Consider the following 17,565-nt stretch of genomic DNA (forward strand, 5'->3'; position numbering starts at 1 on the left):
CCGGTGGCCCAGGTCAAACGAATCCGCCGCAATGTCAGCGGCATCATCCTGCTCGACAAGCCGCTGGGGTTCACCTCCAACGCCGCACTGCAGAAAGTTCGCTGGCTGCTCAATGCCGAGAAGGCCGGCCATACCGGCAGCCTCGACCCGCTGGCCACCGGCGTGTTGCCACTGTGCTTCGGCGAGGCCACCAAGTTCTCCCAGTACCTGCTCGATTCCGACAAGGGCTATGAGACGGTCATGCAACTGGGGCAGACGACCAGCACCGGCGATGCCGAAGGCGAAGTCCTGCAGACCCGCGAGGTGACCGTTGGTCGTGCCGATATCGAGGCTGTGCTGCCGCGCTTTCGCGGTCAAATCAGCCAGGTACCGCCGATGTACTCGGCGCTCAAGCGCGACGGCCAGCCGCTGTACAAGCTGGCGCGTGCAGGAGAGGTAGTGGAGCGCGAGGCGCGTTCTGTTACTATTAGCCGCTTGGAGTTGCTCGAGTGCGAAGGCACGCGGGTTCGCCTGTCGGTTGGTTGCAGCAAAGGCACCTATATCCGCACCCTGGTGGAGGATATTGGTGAGGTGCTGGGCTGTGGTGCCTATGTCGCCGAGTTGCGTCGTACCCAGGCTGGCCCGTTCGAGCTGGCCCAGACCGTGACCCTCGAGGCTCTCGAGCAGGCCCACGCAGACGGCGGCAACGAAGCGCTCGATCGCTTCCTGATGCCGTCCGACAGTGGGCTGCAGGACTGGCCGCTGGTGCGCCTCTCCGAGCACAGTGCGTTCTACTGGCTGCATGGCCAGGCGGTTCGCGCCCCGGATGCGCCGCAGTTCGGCATGGTCCGGGTACAGGATCACAATGAACGCTTCATCGGTATCGGTGAAGTGAGCGAAGACGGGCGAATTGCGCCGCGTCGACTGATTCGGTCGGAATGATCGAAACCGCAGGCCGAGGCTCTGGCCGAAACCTGCGCAACCGAGGGTGGCTGTTAATAGGCACGGTCACTCCTTTCTCATTAATACAGGGACTTGTCCCTGGCCTATTGGAGACCGTTCGCGGGATCCGTTTATCAGGAGAAGCCAAATGGCCCTCAGCGTCGAAGAAAAAGCTCAGATCGTTGCCGAATACCAGCAAGCCGCCGGCGATACCGGTAGCCCGGAAGTGCAGGTTGCTCTGCTGACCGCCAACATCAACAAGCTGCAAGGCCACTTCAAGGCCAACGAGAAAGACCACCACTCCCGTCGTGGCCTGATCCGTATGGTCAACCAGCGTCGTAAGCTGCTGGACTACCTGAAGGGCAAAGACACCACTCGTTACAGCGCCCTGATCGGTCGCCTGGGCCTGCGTCGCTAATAGCGTCCTGGCCAGTGGTGTGCATGGCGTGTCGCATGTTTCGGGAATGCTACCTGGTAGCATTCCCGTCAGGCACGCCACGCGTATCTCCGAGGTTGGCAGCCTGGCTGTGCTGAGCGGATTTTCCGCGCGGCGGCCAGGCTCCCAGCCTCGTGTTGTATCTGGACGGTCAATGGGGCCGATTCCCCGTTCTGCCCAAGAATTCGCAAGAACAAGTTCCCCCCAGAGCCACTGAAAAAGGTAGGAAACCGTGAACCCGGTAATCAAGACGTTCCAGTTCGGTCAGTCGACCGTTACTCTCGAGACAGGCCGTATCGCCCGTCAGGCCACCGGTGCCGTACTGGTCACCGTCGACAACGATGTCACCGTGCTGGTGACCGTGGTCGGTGCCAAGCAGGCCGATCCAGGCAAGGGCTTCTTCCCGCTGTCTGTTCACTACCAGGAAAAGACCTACGCCGCCGGCAAGATCCCGGGTGGTTTCTTCAAGCGTGAAGGCCGTCCTTCCGAGAAAGAGACCCTGACCTCGCGCCTGATCGACCGTCCGATCCGCCCGCTGTTCCCAGAAGGGTTCATGAACGAAGTGCAGGTCGTCTGCACCGTGGTTTCCACCAGCAAGAAGACCGACCCGGACATCGCTGCGATGATCGGTACCTCGGCTGCCCTGGCAATCTCCGGTATTCCGTTCGAAGGCCCGATCGGCGCCGCCCGCGTTGCCTTCCATGAAAGCACCGGCTACCTGCTGAACCCGACCTACGAGCAACTGCAGGCGTCCAGCCTGGACATGGTCGTCGCCGGTACCGAATCCGCCGTGCTGATGGTCGAGTCCGAAGCCAAGGAACTGACCGAAGACCAGATGCTGGGCGCCGTACTGTTCGCCCACGACGAGTTCCAGGCCGTGATCCAGGCCGTCAAGGAACTGGCTGCCGAAGCCGGCAAGCCGACCTGGGACTGGCAGGCACCTGCTGCCAATACCGAGCTGCTGAACCTGGTGCGCGCCGAGTTCGGCGAGGCTATCTCCCAGGCCTACACCATCACCCTGAAGGCCGATCGCTACAACCGTCTGGGCGAGCTGCGCGACCAGGCCGTCGCCCGCCTGTCCAACGAAGAAACCGGCCCGACCGCTGGCCAGATCAAGGACATCTTCGGCGAGCTGGAATACCGCACCGTCCGCGAAAACATCGTCAACGGCAAGCCGCGTATCGATGGCCGTGACACCCGCACCGTTCGCCCGCTGAACATCGAAGTCGGTGTTCTGCCCAAGACCCACGGTTCGGCCCTGTTCACCCGTGGCGAAACCCAGGCCCTGGTTGTCGCGACCCTGGGTACTGCCCGTGACGCCCAGCTGCTGGACACCCTCGAAGGCGAGAAGAAGGACGCCTTCATGCTGCACTACAACTTCCCACCGTTCTCGGTCGGTGAGTGCGGCCGCATGGGCGGCGCCGGCCGTCGCGAGATCGGCCACGGCCGTCTGGCCCGTCGTGGCGTCCAGGCCATGCTGCCGAGCGACGACGAGTTCCCGTACACCATCCGCGTGGTTTCGGAAATCACCGAGTCCAACGGCTCCAGCTCCATGGCGTCGGTGTGCGGTGCATCCCTGGCCCTGATGGACGCTGGTGTGCCGATGAAGGCGCCGGTTGCCGGTATCGCCATGGGCCTGGTCAAGGAAGGCGACAAGTTCGCGGTCCTGACCGACATCCTGGGTGACGAAGACCACCTGGGCGACATGGACTTCAAGGTTGCCGGTACCGCCAAAGGCGTCACCGCGCTGCAGATGGACATCAAGATCAACGGCATCACCGAAGAGATCATGGAAATCGCCCTGGGCCAGGCCCTGGAAGCGCGCCTGAACATCCTCGGCCAGATGAACCAGATCATCGCCCAGTCGCGCAGCGAGCTGTCGGCCAACGCTCCGACCATGCTGGCCATGAAGATCGACACCGACAAGATCCGTGACGTCATCGGCAAGGGCGGCGCCACCATCCGCGCCATCTGCGAGGAAACCAAGGCTTCGATCGACATCGAAGACGACGGCTCGATCAAGATCTTCGGCGAAACCAAGGAAGCCGCAGAAGCTGCCAAGCAGCGCATTCTGGGCATCACTGCCGAGGCCGAAATCGGCAAGATCTATGTGGGCAAGGTCGAGCGTATCGTCGACTTCGGCGCCTTCGTCAACATCCTGCCGGGCAAAGACGGCCTGGTGCACATCTCCATGCTCAGCAACGAGCGTGTGGAGAAAGTCACCGACGTACTGAAGGAAGGCCAGGAAGTCGAAGTGCTGGTACTGGACGTGGACAACCGCGGCCGTATCAAGCTGTCGATCAAGGACGTGGCGGCGGCTAAAGCCTCCGGCGTCTAAGCGCCGAATGAAAAAAAAGGACTCTTCGGAGTCCTTTTTTTTCGCCTCGATTTTTACTTTGCCCGCTTGCATCTTGCATGCAGGAATTTGCCCAGGCTTGCAAATTGCACGATGGCAATTGCTTACCACTGTTTTTAACTAATTGATTTTAAAGGGTTTTATGAACTGGAAAAGCTGGCACAGCGCGTGCAACGGTATTCATACCTGCCGCCAGGACTGACGGCGCAGGCCTTTCGAACAACAGGAGTGACTCACATGAAGAAATTCGCCATTGCTGCCGCTACTGCCACCGCCCTGACCCTGACCATGGCAAACGCGGCATTCGCCCAGCAACCCGCCCAGTCTCCAATGACCCTGGCGGCCGGTGAAATGACCAAGGCCAAGGAAGAGACCAAAGACACTTGGATCACCACCAAAGTGAAGGCCGACCTGATGACAGAGAAAGGCATCCCTGGCAGCGATATCAAGGTCGAGACCAACAAAGGCGTGGTCTCCCTGTCGTCCGATGTGGCCATTACCCAGTCGCAGAAAGAGCAGGCGATCGCCATCACCAAGAAGATCAAAGGTGTGCAGGACGTATCCGCTGATGGCCTGAAAACCGAATAAGGGATGTCCCGTCGGCCAAAAGGAATTGGCCACCTCTTCTCACAGGCCGCTCCTCTTCGTAGGAGCGGCCTTGTGCTGCGACAAGGCCGCAACGCGTCCCCCGTTCACTCCCCGCCCAGGCGCACCGGGTTGAAGGCGATTACATCGCTTTCGAAGCAATCCTGCTCCAGGATCAATGGCTCGACCAGCGGCCTGCTGTCGCGGAAATGAGCCGTCTGGGTATGCGCCTCGTACGCCGCGTCGTCGCGATAGATCTCATAGAGATAGATCACATCCGGGTCGACCCTGTCCTGGGACACATCGAATACCAAGCAACCCGGCTCGTTGGCGACCGAGGCGGCGGCATTGACCTTGATGGCAGAAAGGAAAGCTTCGGCGCTGCCGGGTTTGACGCGGGTCTTGATGAACAAACTGTACACAGGGCGATCCTTTTGTTTTAAATTCTGCTTTAAATTGTATACATAACAGGAGCCGAATTCATGTCCGATCTATCCGTCCGCCCTGGCCGCTTGAATGGCTTGCGCCATCTTGCCCTGCTGGTCCCGAACCTGGAGGAGTGCGAGCGTTTCTACGTCGACCTGCTCGGCATGGAGGTGCTGCACCGTGCCCATGAAGATCTGGTGTACCTGACCTGCGGTAACGACAACCTGTCCCTGGGGCGTGCCGCAGGGGCGGCCAATGGGTTGCAGACCATGGACCACTACGGGTTCATCGTCGACAGCGTGGAGGAGCTGGATGCCTGGTATGCCTATTTCAAGGCCCATGGCGTGACGCTGCTGGATCGCCCATTCGACCATGGCGATGGGGCTCGCAGCTTCCATGTGCTCGACCCGGCGGGGAACAAGGTTCAGCCGCTGTATCACCCGGCGGTATCCGGGCAACGGCTGGTCTGATTCATTCAGGTATCCACCATCGCGGGGCCCTTCGGGCTGCGCTGGCGTGCAAATCGAATCGCCGCCGCTCCCACGGAACCTCGCACAATGGTTCTATAGGAGCGGATTTGTCCGGCGATGGTCTACCCGTTACTCGGCATCCAGGTGCATCGGCGTAATGACTTGGCCATCGCTTTCAGCCTGCCCCAGGGTGGTATCGAGGAAATACACCCGGTCATCCTCCAGCTGGCCCTTGTCCACCAGGTAATCCTTGATGCTGCTCGCGCGTTCCTGGCCGAGGGTACGCAGCAGCGCCGCGCTTTCGGCCCAGGACTTGATCACCGCATCGCGCAACTTGATGGTGCGCTCGTCGCGGCTGAGCTCCTGCCATTCGGCCGGTGGCTGCTGCTTGAGGCGGTTGCGATAGATACCCTCGAGCATGGCCGGCTTGTCGCTGTCGTCGACCACCAGCATCGAGGCGTTGGCCGGCACCTTGTCACCGCGGCGCTGGAGCATCTTGTACCAGGTGGCCTGGTATTCGCGCTCCAGGCGTTGCTGGGCAATCAATGGGCCATCGCTGCTCTGGGCGCTGGTGCCTTCGATTTCCAGGCGCAGTTCCGGGCGTTCCTTGAGGGCCGCTGCCAGTTTGTCCAGGGCCGACTGAGCATCGCTGCTCAGTTCGCTGGAGCCAGGGGCGAACTTCACGGTGCCAAGGTCTTGCGAGCCGCCGCCGGCAATGAGCCCACCGATGAACTTGAACGGCGCCTGGGCCGCGCGCAGCACTAGGTTGCGCAGGGTCTGCCAGACGATCGGCATGACACTGAACTGAGGGTTGTTCAGGTCGCCTGAAACCGGCAGCTCGATGGAGATCTTGCCCTCGGTATCCTTGAGCAGCGCGACCGCCAGGCGGATCGGCAAGTCCACGGCATCCGGGCTGTCCACCTTCTCACCCAGCTGCAACTGCTCGACCACCACCTTGTTCTCGGCCTTGAGCTGACCGTTGGTGATCAGGTAGTGCAGGTCGAGGTTGAGCCGGCCCTTGCGGATGCGGAAGCCCGCGAACTTGCCGGAGTAGGGCGTCAGGGTGGTCAGCTCGACCCGTTTGAAGCTGGTGGCGATGTCCAGGCTCGCCAGGGGGTTGAACGGGTTCAGCGCGCCCTTGATGGTGACCGGGGCGTAACGGTCGACCTTGCCCTTGACGTCCACCTTGGCCGGCGCCGGCTTACGGTTGTCGATGGTGCCGATCTGGCCGTTGAGTTGCTGCACCGCCGTGGCGAAGTTGGGCGTGAGGGTCAGGTCAGCGAAGTTGGCCGAACCATCGTTGATGTCGATCTGGCCGATGTGGATGCCCAGCGGCTTTTCAGTGCTCGTATTGGCTGGCTTGGCCTGGCCGCTGCTCGGCGCACCCGCCGGTTGAGGGATCAGCAGGTCGTCGACGTTGGTGGTGCGGTCTTCGTTGATGATGAAGCGTGCATAGGGCTGCAGCAGGCTCACCTTGTCGATCGACAGGGCGTCGCCATGGACATAGGACAGGCCGTTCAGGTCCAGTTGCTGCCATTTGACGAAGTCCCGGTCCTTGATGGTGTCCAGGGTATGCAACTGGCTGACCTGGGCCTTGCCGCCCACGGTGAAGGCCAGCGGCTCGGTACTCTTGAGTTCGACCTTGAGGTCGCTGGCGAGCATGCCGCTGCGCAGTTCCAGGCGGATATACGGGCTGATATAGGCCTGGGCCACGCGCAGGTCGATGTCACGGGTGCTGACGTCGAGCTTGGCCGTGACCGGGGCCAGGTTGACCTGGCCTGCCGCCTGCAGTTTGCCTTGCTTGCCCACGCCGGTATCCAGCTTGAGGGTGAAAGGCGACTGGTTGAGGCTGTCGAAATTCTGCAGGTCTACGTTGAGCGGGCCGACATCCAGCGCCACCGGCTCCTTCTGGCTACGGTCGGCCAGATGCACCAGATAATTGCGCAGTTGTACGTCCTTGAGCAGCACCTGCCAGGGCTTGCTCGGTTCCTCGGCTGCTTTTTCCTTATCGCTCGGTTCGGCGGCGGCGGGCTCGGCCTTTTCCTGCGGGGTGGCCTTGGCCGGCTGGCTGGCGAACAGCTTCTGCCAATCGAGCTGGCCATCCTGCTCCACGGCGGCCCAGGTTTCCAGCTTTTCACTGCGGACCTTGCCTACGATCACCTGTTGCTTGGCCAGGTCGATGGACGTCTCGCTGACATCCAGGCTGGCCAGGCGAGCCAGCTGGCGGCCATCCGGGGCCTTGATGGCGAACGGTGCGATGCGCAGCGACGTCTTGTCCAACAGCAGCTCGGTTTCCTTGGCGAGGTTGAGCTTGTAATGAGTGTCGAGGCTCACCACGCCATCTTCCAGCACCAGCGGGACGGCATCGCGTACGTAGGGCCAGAAGGATTTCATCCGGCTTTCGGTGACCTTGAGGGTGCCTTCGGACGCGATGGGGGCCAGGCTCAGGGTGCCCTTCCAGTCGATGCGCCCGCCGTTGGGGCCGTTGGCCACCAAGGTCATATCGGCGTTGTCGTCGGGCAGCGTGCTGAGGTTCTTCAGCTCCAGGTTCATGGAGTCGTAGAGGAACTCGATGGGCTCGCTGGGGCGCAGATCTTCGAAATGCAGGTAGCCTTCATTGAGCTTGATGCTACCGATGCGCAGTGGGAAGGGGTCGCTGGGCGGCTCGTCGGGCTTGGCCTCGCTGGCCGGCAGCTTGAACAGCTGGGTCAGGTTGAGGGTGCCGTCCTTGGCGAACAGCACTTCGTTGCGTGGCTTGTCCAGCTCCACGGCATCCAGGTGCAGGGCCTTGGTCCACAGGCTGTCCAGCGAGAGGTTGGCGTACAGGCGTTCGAAGCCGACCTGCTCCTTGCCGGGCTCGCCGATCTGCAGGCCCCAGAGCGTCAGCTCCAGGCTGAAGGGGTTGAATTCGATGCGCTGCAAGTGCGCCGGCACCGTGGCGTATTGCGCCAGTTGCTGGTTGGCGATACGCAGGCCGACACCGGGAAGAATGAGAAAGCCGAGCAGGCTGTAAGAGGCAACGATGGCCAGCAAGGCGCCGAGGGCGCGAGTCAATCCTTTGGGCATGTAAGGCGTCATCTGTCTGAAGCGAGGTGCCTTGGAGTATGGCACGTTAAAACGGTTCCGACGAAACGACCAAAATACCCTATTCGATACCCATGCGTCGCCGTGCGCGGTGCGCGGACCCGTCGCGCATGGCCCAGCGCAGCACGGGGGCGGTGCCTTTGATGCCCAGGCGGATCAGGCGCTGCTGCAACGGCCCCTGGTGCAGGCCTAACAGGCTGCGGCCCCAGTCGGGCAGCAGGTCGATGCCGGCATGGAGCATCAGCTTGCCCACCGGCTCGGCCATGCGGCTGGGGGCGGGGGCGTCGAGCAGGATCTTCATCACTTCATGGCTGCGCGCATCGCATTGGAGCTGCGGGCGCATGCGCTGCAGGTAGTGCTCGACCTGCTGGCAGGAGCGTGGCACCTCTCGGGCGCCGAGGCGTTCGGCAATGAGGGCGATCTCGTCGTAGTAGGCATCCTGGTCGGCACGTGGCAGGTCAGGGTTGCGGTAACGCAGGTGGGCGGCGAGGAAGCTGCTGACCTCGGCGACGTGCACCCAGGTCAGCAAGTCCGGGTCGCTGGCTGCATAAGGGCGGCCATCGGGCGCGGTGCCGACCACCTGTAGGTGAATGGTGCGGACCTTGTCGATCAGCCATTGGGCGTCGCGGGTCGAACCGAAGGTGGTGCCGGAAATGAACTGGCTGGTGCGGCGCAGGCGGCCGAGCAGGTCGTGGCGGAAGTTGGAATGGTCCCACACGCCGGCTAGCGCCAAGGGGTGCAGCAATTGCAGCATCAGCGCACTGATGCCGCCGACCAGCATGCTGGGAAAATCGCCATGCACCTGCCAGCTGACGCTCTGCGGGCCGAACAGCCCCGGGTCGCCCTTGGGCGATTCCAGGTCGAGCTGGCCGAGGGCGAGCCCGGTTAGGCTCATGACCTGGGTTTCGATGCGGCGGCGTAGGGTTTCCATGGCGGTCCTGCAGGCCGCCATGGCGGCCATCTACTGGTTGAGGCGTTTGTCGATCAGCCCCTGGACCACGCTTGGGTCGGCCAGGGTCGAGGTATCGCCCAGGTTGTCCAGCTCGTTGCAGGCGATCTTGCGCAGTATACGCCGCATGATCTTGCCCGAGCGGGTCTTGGGCAGGGCCGGGGCCCATTGGATCAGTTCCGGTTTGGCGAAACTGCCGATCTCCTTGCTCACCAGGGCGAGCAGCTCGGCCTTGAGCGCGTCGTCCGGGGCAACACCGTTCATGGGCGTGATGAAGGCGTAGATGCCTTGGCCCTTGAGGTCGTGAGGGTACCCCACCACAGCGGCCTCGGCGATGCTGTCGTGCAGCACCAGCGCGCTTTCCACCTCGGCTGTGCCGATGCGGTGGCCGGAGACGTTGATCACATCGTCCACGCGCCCGGTGATCCAGTAGTCGCCGTCGGCATCGCGGCGGGCGCCGTCACCTGTGAAGTAATAGCCGGGCATGGGTTTGAAGTAAGTATCGACCATGCGCTGGTGATCGCCATAGACGCTGCGGATCTGCCCAGGCCAGCTGGCCTTGATCGCCAGCAGGCCGGCACCTGGCCCTTCGATCAGCTTGCCTTTCTCGTCCAGCAGTACCGGTTGCACGCCGAACATCGGCTGAGTGGCACACCCTGGCTTGAGGTGCGTGTTGCCGGGCAAGGGGCTGAGCATGATGCCGCCGGTCTCGGTCTGCCACCAGGTATCGACGATGGGGCAGCGTTTCTGCCCGACTGCCTCGAAGTACCACTCCCAGGCTTCCGGGTTGATCGGCTCGCCGACGCTGCCCAGCAGGCGCAGGCTTTGTCGTGACGTACCCTGTAGGGGGGCTTGGCCTTCGCGCATCAGGGCGCGCAAGGCCGTGGGGGCGGTATAGAAGATGTTCACCTTGTGCTTGTCCACCACCTGCCAGAAGCGCGAGCTGTCCGGGTAATTGGGCACGCCTTCGAACATCAGCGAGATCGCGCCGTTGGCCAGGGGGCCGTAGACGATATAGCTGTGCCCGGTGACCCAGCCGACATCGGCGGTGCACCAGAACACCTCGTCGTCACGGTAGTCGAACACCACCTCGAAGGTGAGCGCGGCCTGCAGCAAGTAGCCTGCGGTGGTGTGCAGCACACCCTTGGGCTTGCCGGTGCTGCCGGAGGTGTAGAGGATGAACAACGGGTCTTCCGCGTCCATGGGCTCGGGCGGACAATCGTCACCGGCTTTTTCCGTGGCGTCGTGGTACCACAGGTCGCGCCCTTCGCTCCAGGCCACATCGGCACCGGTGCGGCGCACGACCAGCACGGTGGACACGTTGGGGCAGTTGGCCAGGGCCTTGTCGACGTTCTGCTTGAGTGGGATGCGCTTGCCGCCGCGCACACCTTCGTCGGCGGTGATCACCGTGCGGCAGTCGGCATCGAGGATACGGTCACGCAGGGCGTCGGGCGAGAAGCCGCCGAACACGACCGAATGGATGGCGCCGATACGTGCGCAGGCGAACATGGCATAGGCCGCCTCGGGAATCATCGGCATGTAGATGCACACCCGATCGCCTTTCTTCACGCCCCGGGCCTTGAGCGCATTGGCCAGCCGGCAGACCTGGCGATGCAGCTCGCGGTAGCTGATCGCCTTGGCGTCCTTAGGATCGTCGCCTTCCCAGAGCAGCGCGGTCTGCTCGCCTCGGGTGGGCAGGTGGCGGTCGATGCAGTTGTAGCTGACATTGAGTTGGCCGCCGTCGAACCAGCGCGCCGCGCCGGTATTAAGGTCGCATTGCTGCACCTGGCGCCAGGGTTTGATCCAGTCCAGGCGCTTGGCCTGTTCAGCCCAGAAGCTGTCGGGGTCTTCGACCGACTGGCGGTAGAGGCGGCGATATTGGTCGGGGGAAAGGCGAGCAGACTGGCTGACGGCCAGGGCTTGGGGGTAGTCGCGGATATCGAACATGGCGGGTGGTCCTGCTCTTGTCGGGCGATGGACTGCACGACATCCCGATACGCAAGGCAATGACATGATCGCCGGCAGGATGAGGTGCAACGGCTATTCGATTGGACAGTGTAGCCTGCGAAGGTGTTCCGGGGTGCTGTGGCCCAATCGCCGGCAAGCCGGCTCCCACAGGTGCGAGTCTGCACCGGGGCGGGTGGGAGCCGGCTTGCCGGCGATTGGGCCTATTGGTTCAGCCGCGGTGACGGCCGCGGAAGTAATTGATCAGGCCTTGGGTGGAACCGTCTTCGGCGTTGTCTTCCAGGCTACCGACCAGGCGCTGGTACACGCCCTTGCCCAGTTCCTTGCCCAGCTCCACGCCCCATTGGTCGAAGGCGTTGATGCCCCAGACGACGCTCTGCACGAACACCTTGTGCTCATACATGGCCACCAGCGCTCCGAGGCGACGTGGGCTGATGCGCTCGACCACCAAGGTGTTGCTCGGGCGGTTGCCCGGGATCACCTTGTGCGGTGCGAGTTTCTCGATGTCCGCCTCGTTCAGGCCCTTGGTCCGCAGTTCGGCCTCGGCTTCCTCGCGGGTCTTGCCGAGCATCAGTGCCTGGCTTTGCGATAGGCAATTGGCGTACAGCCATTGGTGGTGGTCGGCCACCGGGTTGAAGCTCACCACCGGCACGATGAAGTCCGCCGGGATCAGCTGGGTGCCTTGGTGCAGCAACTGGTGGTAGGCATGCTGGCCGTTGCAGCCGACACCGCCCCAGATCACCGGTCCGGTTTCGGTCTTCACTGGGGTGCCGTTCTGCAGCACGCTCTTGCCGTTGGATTCCATGTCCAACTGCTGCAAGTGTTTGGTGATGTTGCGCAGGTAGTGGTCGTACGGCAGGATCGCATGGCTCTGGGCGCCCCAGAAGTTGCCGTACCACACGCCCAGCAAGGCCAGTAGCACCGGCATGTTCTTCTCGAACGGAGTGTTCTGGAAGTGCTGGTCCATGGTGTAGGCACCGGACAGCAGCTCCTTGAAGTTGGCGGTGCCGATGGCCAGGGCGATCGGCAGGCCGATGGCTGACCACAGCGAGTAGCGCCCACCCACCCAGTCCCACATGGGGAAGATGTTCTCTTCGCGGATACCGAAGGCCACGGCGGCGGTCTTGTTGCTTGACACGGCGATGAAGTGGCGGTAGAGCTCGGCCTCGGAGCCGCCCTGAGCCAGGTACCAGGTGCGCGCGGCAGTGGCGTTCTTCAGGGTTTCGAGGGTGTTGAACGACTTCGACGAGACGATGAACAGCGTGGTCTCGGCGCGCAGGTTGGCCGACAGCTCGTGGAATTCGCTGCCATCGATGTTCGCCAGGTAGTGGCAGCGCACGCCGCGCTGGGCATAGGGCAGCAGGGCTTCGGACACCAGCTCGGGGCCGAGGAACGAGCCGCCGATGCCGATGTTCACCACGTCGGTGATCGGCTTTTCGCTGTAGCCACGCCACAGGCCGTCATGGATGCGCCCCACCAGCTCGGTGATCTGATTGAGCACCTTGTGCACTTCGGGCATCACGTTGACGCCATTCACGCTCAGCTTGTCGCCCACCGGGCGGCGCAGGGCGGTATGCAGTACCGGGCGGCCTTCGGAGGCGTTGATGATCTCGCCGCTGAACATCGATTTGATCGCGTCCGCCAGGCCCACTTCATTGGCCAGGTTCACCAGCAGATCGCGGGTCTGCTCGGTGATCAGATTCTTCGAGTAGTCGAGGAACAGGCCGCAGCTGCTGAGGGAAAACTGGTCGAAGCGCTTGGGGTCGGCTGCGAAGGCTTCGCGCATGCTGAAACCTTGCATGGCGTCGCGGTGTTGCTGGAGCGCCTGCCAGGCGGGCAGCGCCGTCACATCGTGGGGAGTACGGTAATACGCCATTGCGGATGCTTTCCTTGGTGCGTGGTCTGGCCTTGGACATCAGGCCGTGGCTGCCAGTTGCAGGCCGGCCATCATTATAGGCATTGGCGGCGCGGGGGGAATGGGGAGCGGGGCGACGTGCGCCCCTTTTGAATTTCACTTAAAGCGCTTCGGACTACGCATCAAGCGGTCTTTTCGTCCAGGTGCACGTACAGGTTGTCGATCAACCGTGTCGTGCCCATGTACGCGGCGGCCAGCACCACTACATCGCGGTCATCGACCATCGCTGGGCGCAAGGTCAGGGCGTGGCGTACTTCCAGGTAGTCCGGGCGGAACCCTGCAGCCACCAGCTGAGCCTGGCCGTCGGCGATCAATGCGGGGAAATCACGCTGGCCCTTGCGAATGGCTTCGGCCATGGCGCTCAAGGTGCGGTACAGCGCAGGCGCGGCGGCACGCTGCTCCGGGCTCAGGTAACCATTGCGCGACGACAGCGCCAGGCCGTCTTCGGCGCGCACGGTAGGCTCGCCGATGATCTGGATCGGCATGTTCAGGTCACGCACCATGGCGCGGATCACCGCCAGTTGCTGGTAGTCCTTTTCGCCGAACACGGCGAGGTCCGGTTGGACCATGTTGAACAACTTGCTGACCACCGTAGCCACGCCTTCGAAGTGCCCGGGACGGCTGGCGCCGCACAGGCCTTCGGACAGTTGCGGCACGCTGACGCGGGTCTGTACCGCCATGCCGTCGGGGTACATTTCTTCCACTCCCGGGGCGAACAGCAAGTGGCAGCCGGCCTGGAGCAGGCGCTCCTGGTCGGCGGCCAGGGTGCGCGGGTATTTATCCAGGTCTTCGCCGGCACCGAACTGCAGCGGGTTGACGAAGATACTGGCGACCACGAAATCGGCGCGCTGGGCCGCCTTGGTCACCAGCGCCGCATGGCCGCTGTGCAGGTTGCCCATGGTCGGCACGAAGCCGATCCGCTTGCCTTCGCCGCGGGCACGCGCCACGGCGGCGCGCAGTTCTCGGACGGTCTTGACTGTATTCATGCGCTGAACCCGTGTTCGCTGCCTGGGAAGCTGACATCCTTGACCGCAGTGACGTAAGCGGCAAGGGCACTGTGGATGTCCGGCTGGCCGATCATGAAGTTCTTCACGAACTTCGGCACGCGGCCGCTCAGGGAAAGGCCGAGCATGTCGTGCAAGACCAGCACCTGCCCGTCAGTGGCGCTGCCAGCGCCGATGCCGATGACCGGAATGCTCACCGCTTGGGTGATTTCCGCTGCCAGTTCGCTGGGCACGCATTCGAGCAGCAGCATGGCCGCGCCGGCCTGTTCCAGGGCGATGGCGTCGGCGCGCATCTGCCGCGCCTGGGCTTCCTGGCGGCCCTGGACCTTGTAGCCCCCCAGGACATTGACCGACTGTGGCGTCAGGCCCATGTGCGCGCACACCGGCACGCCGCGCTCGGCCAGCATGCGGATGGTCTCGGCCAGCCAGGCGGCGCCCTCGAGCTTGATCATATGGGCGCCGGCCTGCATCAGGGTGGCGCAGTTGGCGAAGGCCTGTTCGGGCGTGGCATGGGCCATGAAGGGCAGGTCGGCGAGGATCAGCGCGCCGCTGTTGCCGCGCTTCACGCAGGCGGTGTGGTAGGCCATCTCGGCGGTCGTCACCGGCAGGGTGCTGTCATGGCCCTGCAGGACCATGCCCAGGGAGTCACCCACCAACAGTATTTCCACGCCGGCCTCGCTGGCGGCCTTGGCGAAGGTCGCGTCGTAGCAGGTCAGCATGGCGATTTTCTCACCCTTGGCCTTGAGGCCGTGCAGGGTGGTCAGGGTTACTTCAGGCATGTAGGAAATCCTCGTTCAGGCGCTGTGAAAAACGACTGCGTACAACGCGTGTAATCATCTTTCGGAGCGGCACATCATCGCGCGTGATGTTTGGGCACAGGTCCGTCCGAGCCTAAATCGGTCAATGAGGCGGCACTTTGGTGCCACGGGACGCCTATAGTCGTGAGCGAGGGGGGGGAAGTCAATCACCCTGTTACCGCATTGTTACGATCAGGGTGTTACTGGCGTTACCGTTGGCAGGAACGCCCGATTTACAGGCGTTCCAGGCCCACGAAGGGGCAGGCCTCGAGCAGTTGCGCCAGGCTGCGGCCGTCGGCAAGGCGGAAGTCGGCGGGCACCAGTTCGGCCAAAGGGTAGAGCACGAACGGGCGGGCCTGCATGTGATAGTGCGGCACTTTCAGGCGCGGCACGTCGATCACTGCTTCGCCGAACAACAGGATGTCCAGGTCGAGGGTGCGCGGGCCCCAGCGCTCCTTGCGCACCCGGCCCTGGTCGTTCTCGATGCCTTGCAGGGCATCGAGCAGGTCCAATGGCGCGAGGCCGGTGTCGAGGGCCGCTACTGCATTGGTGTAACGCGGCTGGCCAGGCAGCAGCGAATCGCTGGTGTACAGCGCCGAGGCCGCGGCCAGGCGGGTATCGGCGATCTGGTCCAGCGCCTGCAGGGCGCTGCGCAACTGTTCGGTGGGGGCATCCAGGTTGCTACCCAGGCCGATATAGGCGCGCACCGTCATGCTCAGTCCCAGGCTTCGTCGTTGCTGCGCTTGCGTTTGCTGCCACTGCGCTTGCGCTTGCGCGGTGCGGCGCCGGAGGCGTCGTCACGGCTGCCCAGTTCGCGGATCATGTCGCGCCGCTCGCTGTCGTTGGCGTCCTGGTAGTCGGTCCACCATTGGCCCAGTTCATCGGTTTCCTCGCCAGCGCTTTCGCGCAGCAGCAGGAAGTCGTAGCCGGCGCGGAAGCGCGGGTTATCGAGCATCAGATCGGCACGCTTGCCGCTGCGGCGCGGCAGGCGTTCCTGCATGTCCCAGATCTCGCGGATCGGCAAGGTGAAGCGCTTGGGAATGGCGATGCGCTGGCATTGCTCGGCGATCAGGTCGTGGGCTGCACCGTTCATGGCCGGAATCGGCGGCACGCCTTGGCTTTGCAGGTACAGCGCGCGACCTGGCAGTGCTGGCCAGAGCAGGGCGGCGAACAGGAACGCCGGGGTGACCGGCTTGCCCTGCTTGACGCGCAGGTCGGTATTGGCCAGGGCCTGGCTGATCAGGGTATGGGTGTAGGTCGGGCGCTCTTCCAGCGCATGGGCACTGGCCGGGAACAGCGGGTCGAACAGTTGCAGGTCGACCAGCATCTCGAAGGTGATGGCGCCCTGGCCGGACAGGAACAGCTTGAGGCTTTCCTCGAACAGGCGCGCGGGCGGGATTTCGCGCAGCAGCGGCGCCAGCTCGCGAATTGGCTGCACGGTGTGCTTTTCGATGCCGAAGTCGAGCTTGGCGGCGAAACGCACGGCGCGCAGCATGCGCACGGGGTCTTCCTGGTAGCGCTGGGTCGGGTCGCCGATCAGGCGCAGCAGGCGATTGCGGATGTCATGCACGCCATTGGCGTAGTCGAGGATGCGCTCGCTGACCGGGTCGTAGTACAGGGCATTGATGGTGAAGTCACGGCGCTGTGCGTCGTCCTCCAGCGTGCCGTACACGTTGTCGCGCAGGATTCGCCCGCTGGCGTTGTGCGACGAACGGTGGCTGTCGCCCTGGTCTTCTTCGGAATGGTGGGCACGGAAGGTCGCGACTTCGATGATCTCGCGGCCGAAATGCACATGGACCAGCTTGAAGCGCCGGCCGATGATCCTGGCATTGCGAAACTCGGCACGTACCTGTTCAGGGGTAGCGCTGGTGGCGACGTCGAAGTCCTTGGGGTTGATACCCAAAAGCAGGTCGCGCACGCAGCCACCGACCAGATAGGCCTGGTAACCGGCGCCTTGCAGGCGCTCGACGATGCTCACCGCGTGGCGGCTGAACTGGCTGCGCTGCAGCGAGTGCTGGCTCTTGTTGATCACTTCAGGCGTGGTGCGCCTGTGGTGTTGACCACGGAGGGGAGGGCGGAACGACTGGAACAGCTTCTTCAGCATGGGATGCACTGTTTGAAGGAATGTTCGGCCAAGAATAGGAGAATGGCCGCATGATGGGCGGGGATTCTAGCATTTACTCTGGGAATGGTGTAGGCGGTACGCCTGGTGTCGCTGGCGGGCGGGAGAAACGACATGGGGAGCCGAAGCTCCCCAGGAAAGTCGTTGCGTGCTCTTATTGTTTTTCTGCCGGGCTTCTTGTTTTTGTTGAATGCCCTGCCCACAAATCTCGAAGCTTGTGGACGACCCCCAACCCGGGGGTGAAGAGCAAACGGATTGCTTTGGTCGCTGATGTTATGCTGATCAACCGATCCAACCAGTTCAGGCGCTGCTTTTTAGTGCAGTTTTTGTTGTTCTCTGCCTGGCTGTGGGGCAAGCCCCAAACACAACTCCTCTCCAAAAGAATCAGTTAGCTGCGCCTCCGCCGTCTTGTTTTTATTGTGCGTGAGCCGTTTCGTCTTGTTCTTATTCTGGATTGCAGTGCTTGTTATTGTTCTTGTACCAAAGATATAGCAGGTGCCGTGCCAACTTTTCGAAACCCAGCAAAATCAGGGGC

The 17,565-nt window shown here is 63.0% G+C and carries 14 protein-coding genes; 5 read left to right on the forward strand and 9 right to left on the reverse strand.

The features are described 5' to 3' along the window. Positions 1-3: 3 nt before the first annotated feature. The 4 genes from truB to ACNFG0_RS11870 all read left to right on the forward strand — a co-directional run bounded on the left by truB (position 4) and on the right by ACNFG0_RS11870 (position 4,301). Positions 4-921 (forward strand): tRNA pseudouridine(55) synthase TruB, encoded by a 918-nt coding sequence (gene truB, locus ACNFG0_RS11855; RefSeq protein ID WP_196145666.1) that lies wholly within the window; start codon positions 4-6, stop codon positions 919-921. Between the two features lie 148 nt (positions 922-1,069). Beyond that, positions 1,070-1,339 (forward strand): 30S ribosomal protein S15, encoded by a 270-nt coding sequence (gene rpsO, locus ACNFG0_RS11860; RefSeq protein WP_011532144.1) that lies wholly within the window; start codon positions 1,070-1,072, stop codon positions 1,337-1,339. 250 nt (positions 1,340-1,589) lie between these two features. Beyond that, a complete protein-coding gene (gene pnp / locus ACNFG0_RS11865; protein ID WP_084855473.1) occupies positions 1,590-3,695 on the forward strand; it encodes a polyribonucleotide nucleotidyltransferase in 2,106 nt (701 codons plus the stop codon). 255 nt (positions 3,696-3,950) lie between these two features. Then, positions 3,951-4,301 (forward strand): BON domain-containing protein, encoded by a 351-nt coding sequence (locus tag ACNFG0_RS11870; RefSeq protein WP_196145668.1) that lies wholly within the window; start codon positions 3,951-3,953, stop codon positions 4,299-4,301. A gap of 104 nt (positions 4,302-4,405) precedes the next feature. Here ACNFG0_RS11870 and ACNFG0_RS11875 read toward each other — a convergent pair whose 3' ends face one another. After that, on the reverse strand, positions 4,406-4,720 hold the full coding sequence (locus ACNFG0_RS11875) for a putative quinol monooxygenase (RefSeq protein ID WP_196145669.1): 315 nt from the start codon (positions 4,718-4,720) through the stop codon (positions 4,406-4,408). A 60-nt stretch (positions 4,721-4,780) separates the two neighbouring features. Between ACNFG0_RS11875 and ACNFG0_RS11880 the strand changes: the two genes are divergently transcribed. Continuing rightward, a complete protein-coding gene (locus tag ACNFG0_RS11880) occupies positions 4,781-5,194 on the forward strand; it encodes a VOC family protein (RefSeq protein ID WP_416764945.1) in 414 nt (137 codons plus the stop codon). Positions 5,195-5,323: 129 nt separating this feature from the next. On the opposite strand, the gene ACNFG0_RS11885 is transcribed toward ACNFG0_RS11880, so the two are convergent. The 8 genes from ACNFG0_RS11885 to ACNFG0_RS11920 all read right to left on the reverse strand — a co-directional run bounded on the left by ACNFG0_RS11885 (position 5,324) and on the right by ACNFG0_RS11920 (position 17,012). After that, on the reverse strand, positions 5,324-8,260 hold the full coding sequence (locus tag ACNFG0_RS11885; RefSeq protein WP_196155444.1) for a DUF748 domain-containing protein: 2,937 nt from the start codon (positions 8,258-8,260) through the stop codon (positions 5,324-5,326). 79 nt (positions 8,261-8,339) lie between these two features. Further along, on the reverse strand, positions 8,340-9,209 hold the full coding sequence (locus tag ACNFG0_RS11890; RefSeq protein ID WP_416764947.1) for an oxygenase MpaB family protein: 870 nt from the start codon (positions 9,207-9,209) through the stop codon (positions 8,340-8,342). Between the two features lie 30 nt (positions 9,210-9,239). Beyond that, entirely contained in the window at positions 9,240-11,174 is a 1,935-nt protein-coding gene (gene acs, locus ACNFG0_RS11895) for an acetate--CoA ligase (protein ID WP_416764948.1), read from the reverse strand. A gap of 229 nt (positions 11,175-11,403) precedes the next feature. After that, complete coding sequence (pgi, locus tag ACNFG0_RS11900) at positions 11,404-13,068, reverse strand: glucose-6-phosphate isomerase (protein ID WP_416764949.1); 1,665 nt, start codon at positions 13,066-13,068, stop codon at positions 11,404-11,406. Between the two features lie 161 nt (positions 13,069-13,229). Continuing rightward, positions 13,230-14,093 (reverse strand): pantoate--beta-alanine ligase, encoded by an 864-nt coding sequence (gene panC / locus ACNFG0_RS11905; RefSeq protein ID WP_196146773.1) that lies wholly within the window; start codon positions 14,091-14,093, stop codon positions 13,230-13,232. Continuing rightward, positions 14,090-14,890 (reverse strand): 3-methyl-2-oxobutanoate hydroxymethyltransferase, encoded by an 801-nt coding sequence (panB, locus tag ACNFG0_RS11910; RefSeq protein WP_416764952.1) that lies wholly within the window; start codon positions 14,888-14,890, stop codon positions 14,090-14,092. The genes panC and panB overlap by 4 nt, the downstream gene beginning before the upstream one ends. 251 nt (positions 14,891-15,141) lie before the next feature. Further along, entirely contained in the window at positions 15,142-15,621 is a 480-nt protein-coding gene (folK, locus tag ACNFG0_RS11915) for a 2-amino-4-hydroxy-6-hydroxymethyldihydropteridine diphosphokinase (protein ID WP_196146771.1), read from the reverse strand. Positions 15,622-15,623: 2 nt separating this feature from the next. Further along, the gene (locus tag ACNFG0_RS11920) at positions 15,624-17,012 is read right to left on the reverse strand and encodes a polynucleotide adenylyltransferase PcnB (RefSeq protein ID WP_196146770.1); all 1,389 of its coding nucleotides are present in this window, start codon (positions 17,010-17,012) and stop codon (positions 15,624-15,626) included. Positions 17,013-17,565: the final 553 nt, after the last annotated feature.

The organism is Pseudomonas sp. NY15372, assembly GCF_048068215.1.
Classification (GTDB): domain Bacteria; phylum Pseudomonadota; class Gammaproteobacteria; order Pseudomonadales; family Pseudomonadaceae; genus Aquipseudomonas; species Aquipseudomonas guariconensis_A.

Excerpts from the sequence above, each read along its gene's own strand:
- folK (WP_196146771.1), bottom strand. The coding sequence starts at position 15,621 with ATGACGGTGCGCGCCTATATCGGCCTGGGTAGCAACCTGGATGCCCCC.
- ACNFG0_RS11870 (WP_196145668.1), top strand. The coding sequence starts at position 3,951 with ATGAAGAAATTCGCCATTGCTGCCGCTACTGCCACCGCCCTGACCCTG.
- rpsO (WP_011532144.1), top strand. The coding sequence starts at position 1,070 with ATGGCCCTCAGCGTCGAAGAAAAAGCTCAGATCGTTGCCGAATACCAG.
- panB (WP_416764952.1), bottom strand. The coding sequence starts at position 14,890 with ATGCCTGAAGTAACCCTGACCACCCTGCACGGCCTCAAGGCCAAGGGT.
- acs (WP_416764948.1), bottom strand. The coding sequence starts at position 11,174 with ATGTTCGATATCCGCGACTACCCCCAAGCCCTGGCCGTCAGCCAGTCT.
- ACNFG0_RS11885 (WP_196155444.1), bottom strand. The coding sequence starts at position 8,260 with ATGCCCAAAGGATTGACTCGCGCCCTCGGCGCCTTGCTGGCCATCGTT.
- ACNFG0_RS11880 (WP_416764945.1), top strand. The coding sequence starts at position 4,781 with ATGTCCGATCTATCCGTCCGCCCTGGCCGCTTGAATGGCTTGCGCCAT.
- ACNFG0_RS11920 (WP_196146770.1), bottom strand. The coding sequence starts at position 17,012 with ATGCTGAAGAAGCTGTTCCAGTCGTTCCGCCCTCCCCTCCGTGGTCAA.
- pgi (WP_416764949.1), bottom strand. The coding sequence starts at position 13,068 with ATGGCGTATTACCGTACTCCCCACGATGTGACGGCGCTGCCCGCCTGG.
- ACNFG0_RS11890 (WP_416764947.1), bottom strand. The coding sequence starts at position 9,209 with ATGGAAACCCTACGCCGCCGCATCGAAACCCAGGTCATGAGCCTAACC.
- panC (WP_196146773.1), bottom strand. The coding sequence starts at position 14,093 with ATGAATACAGTCAAGACCGTCCGAGAACTGCGCGCCGCCGTGGCGCGT.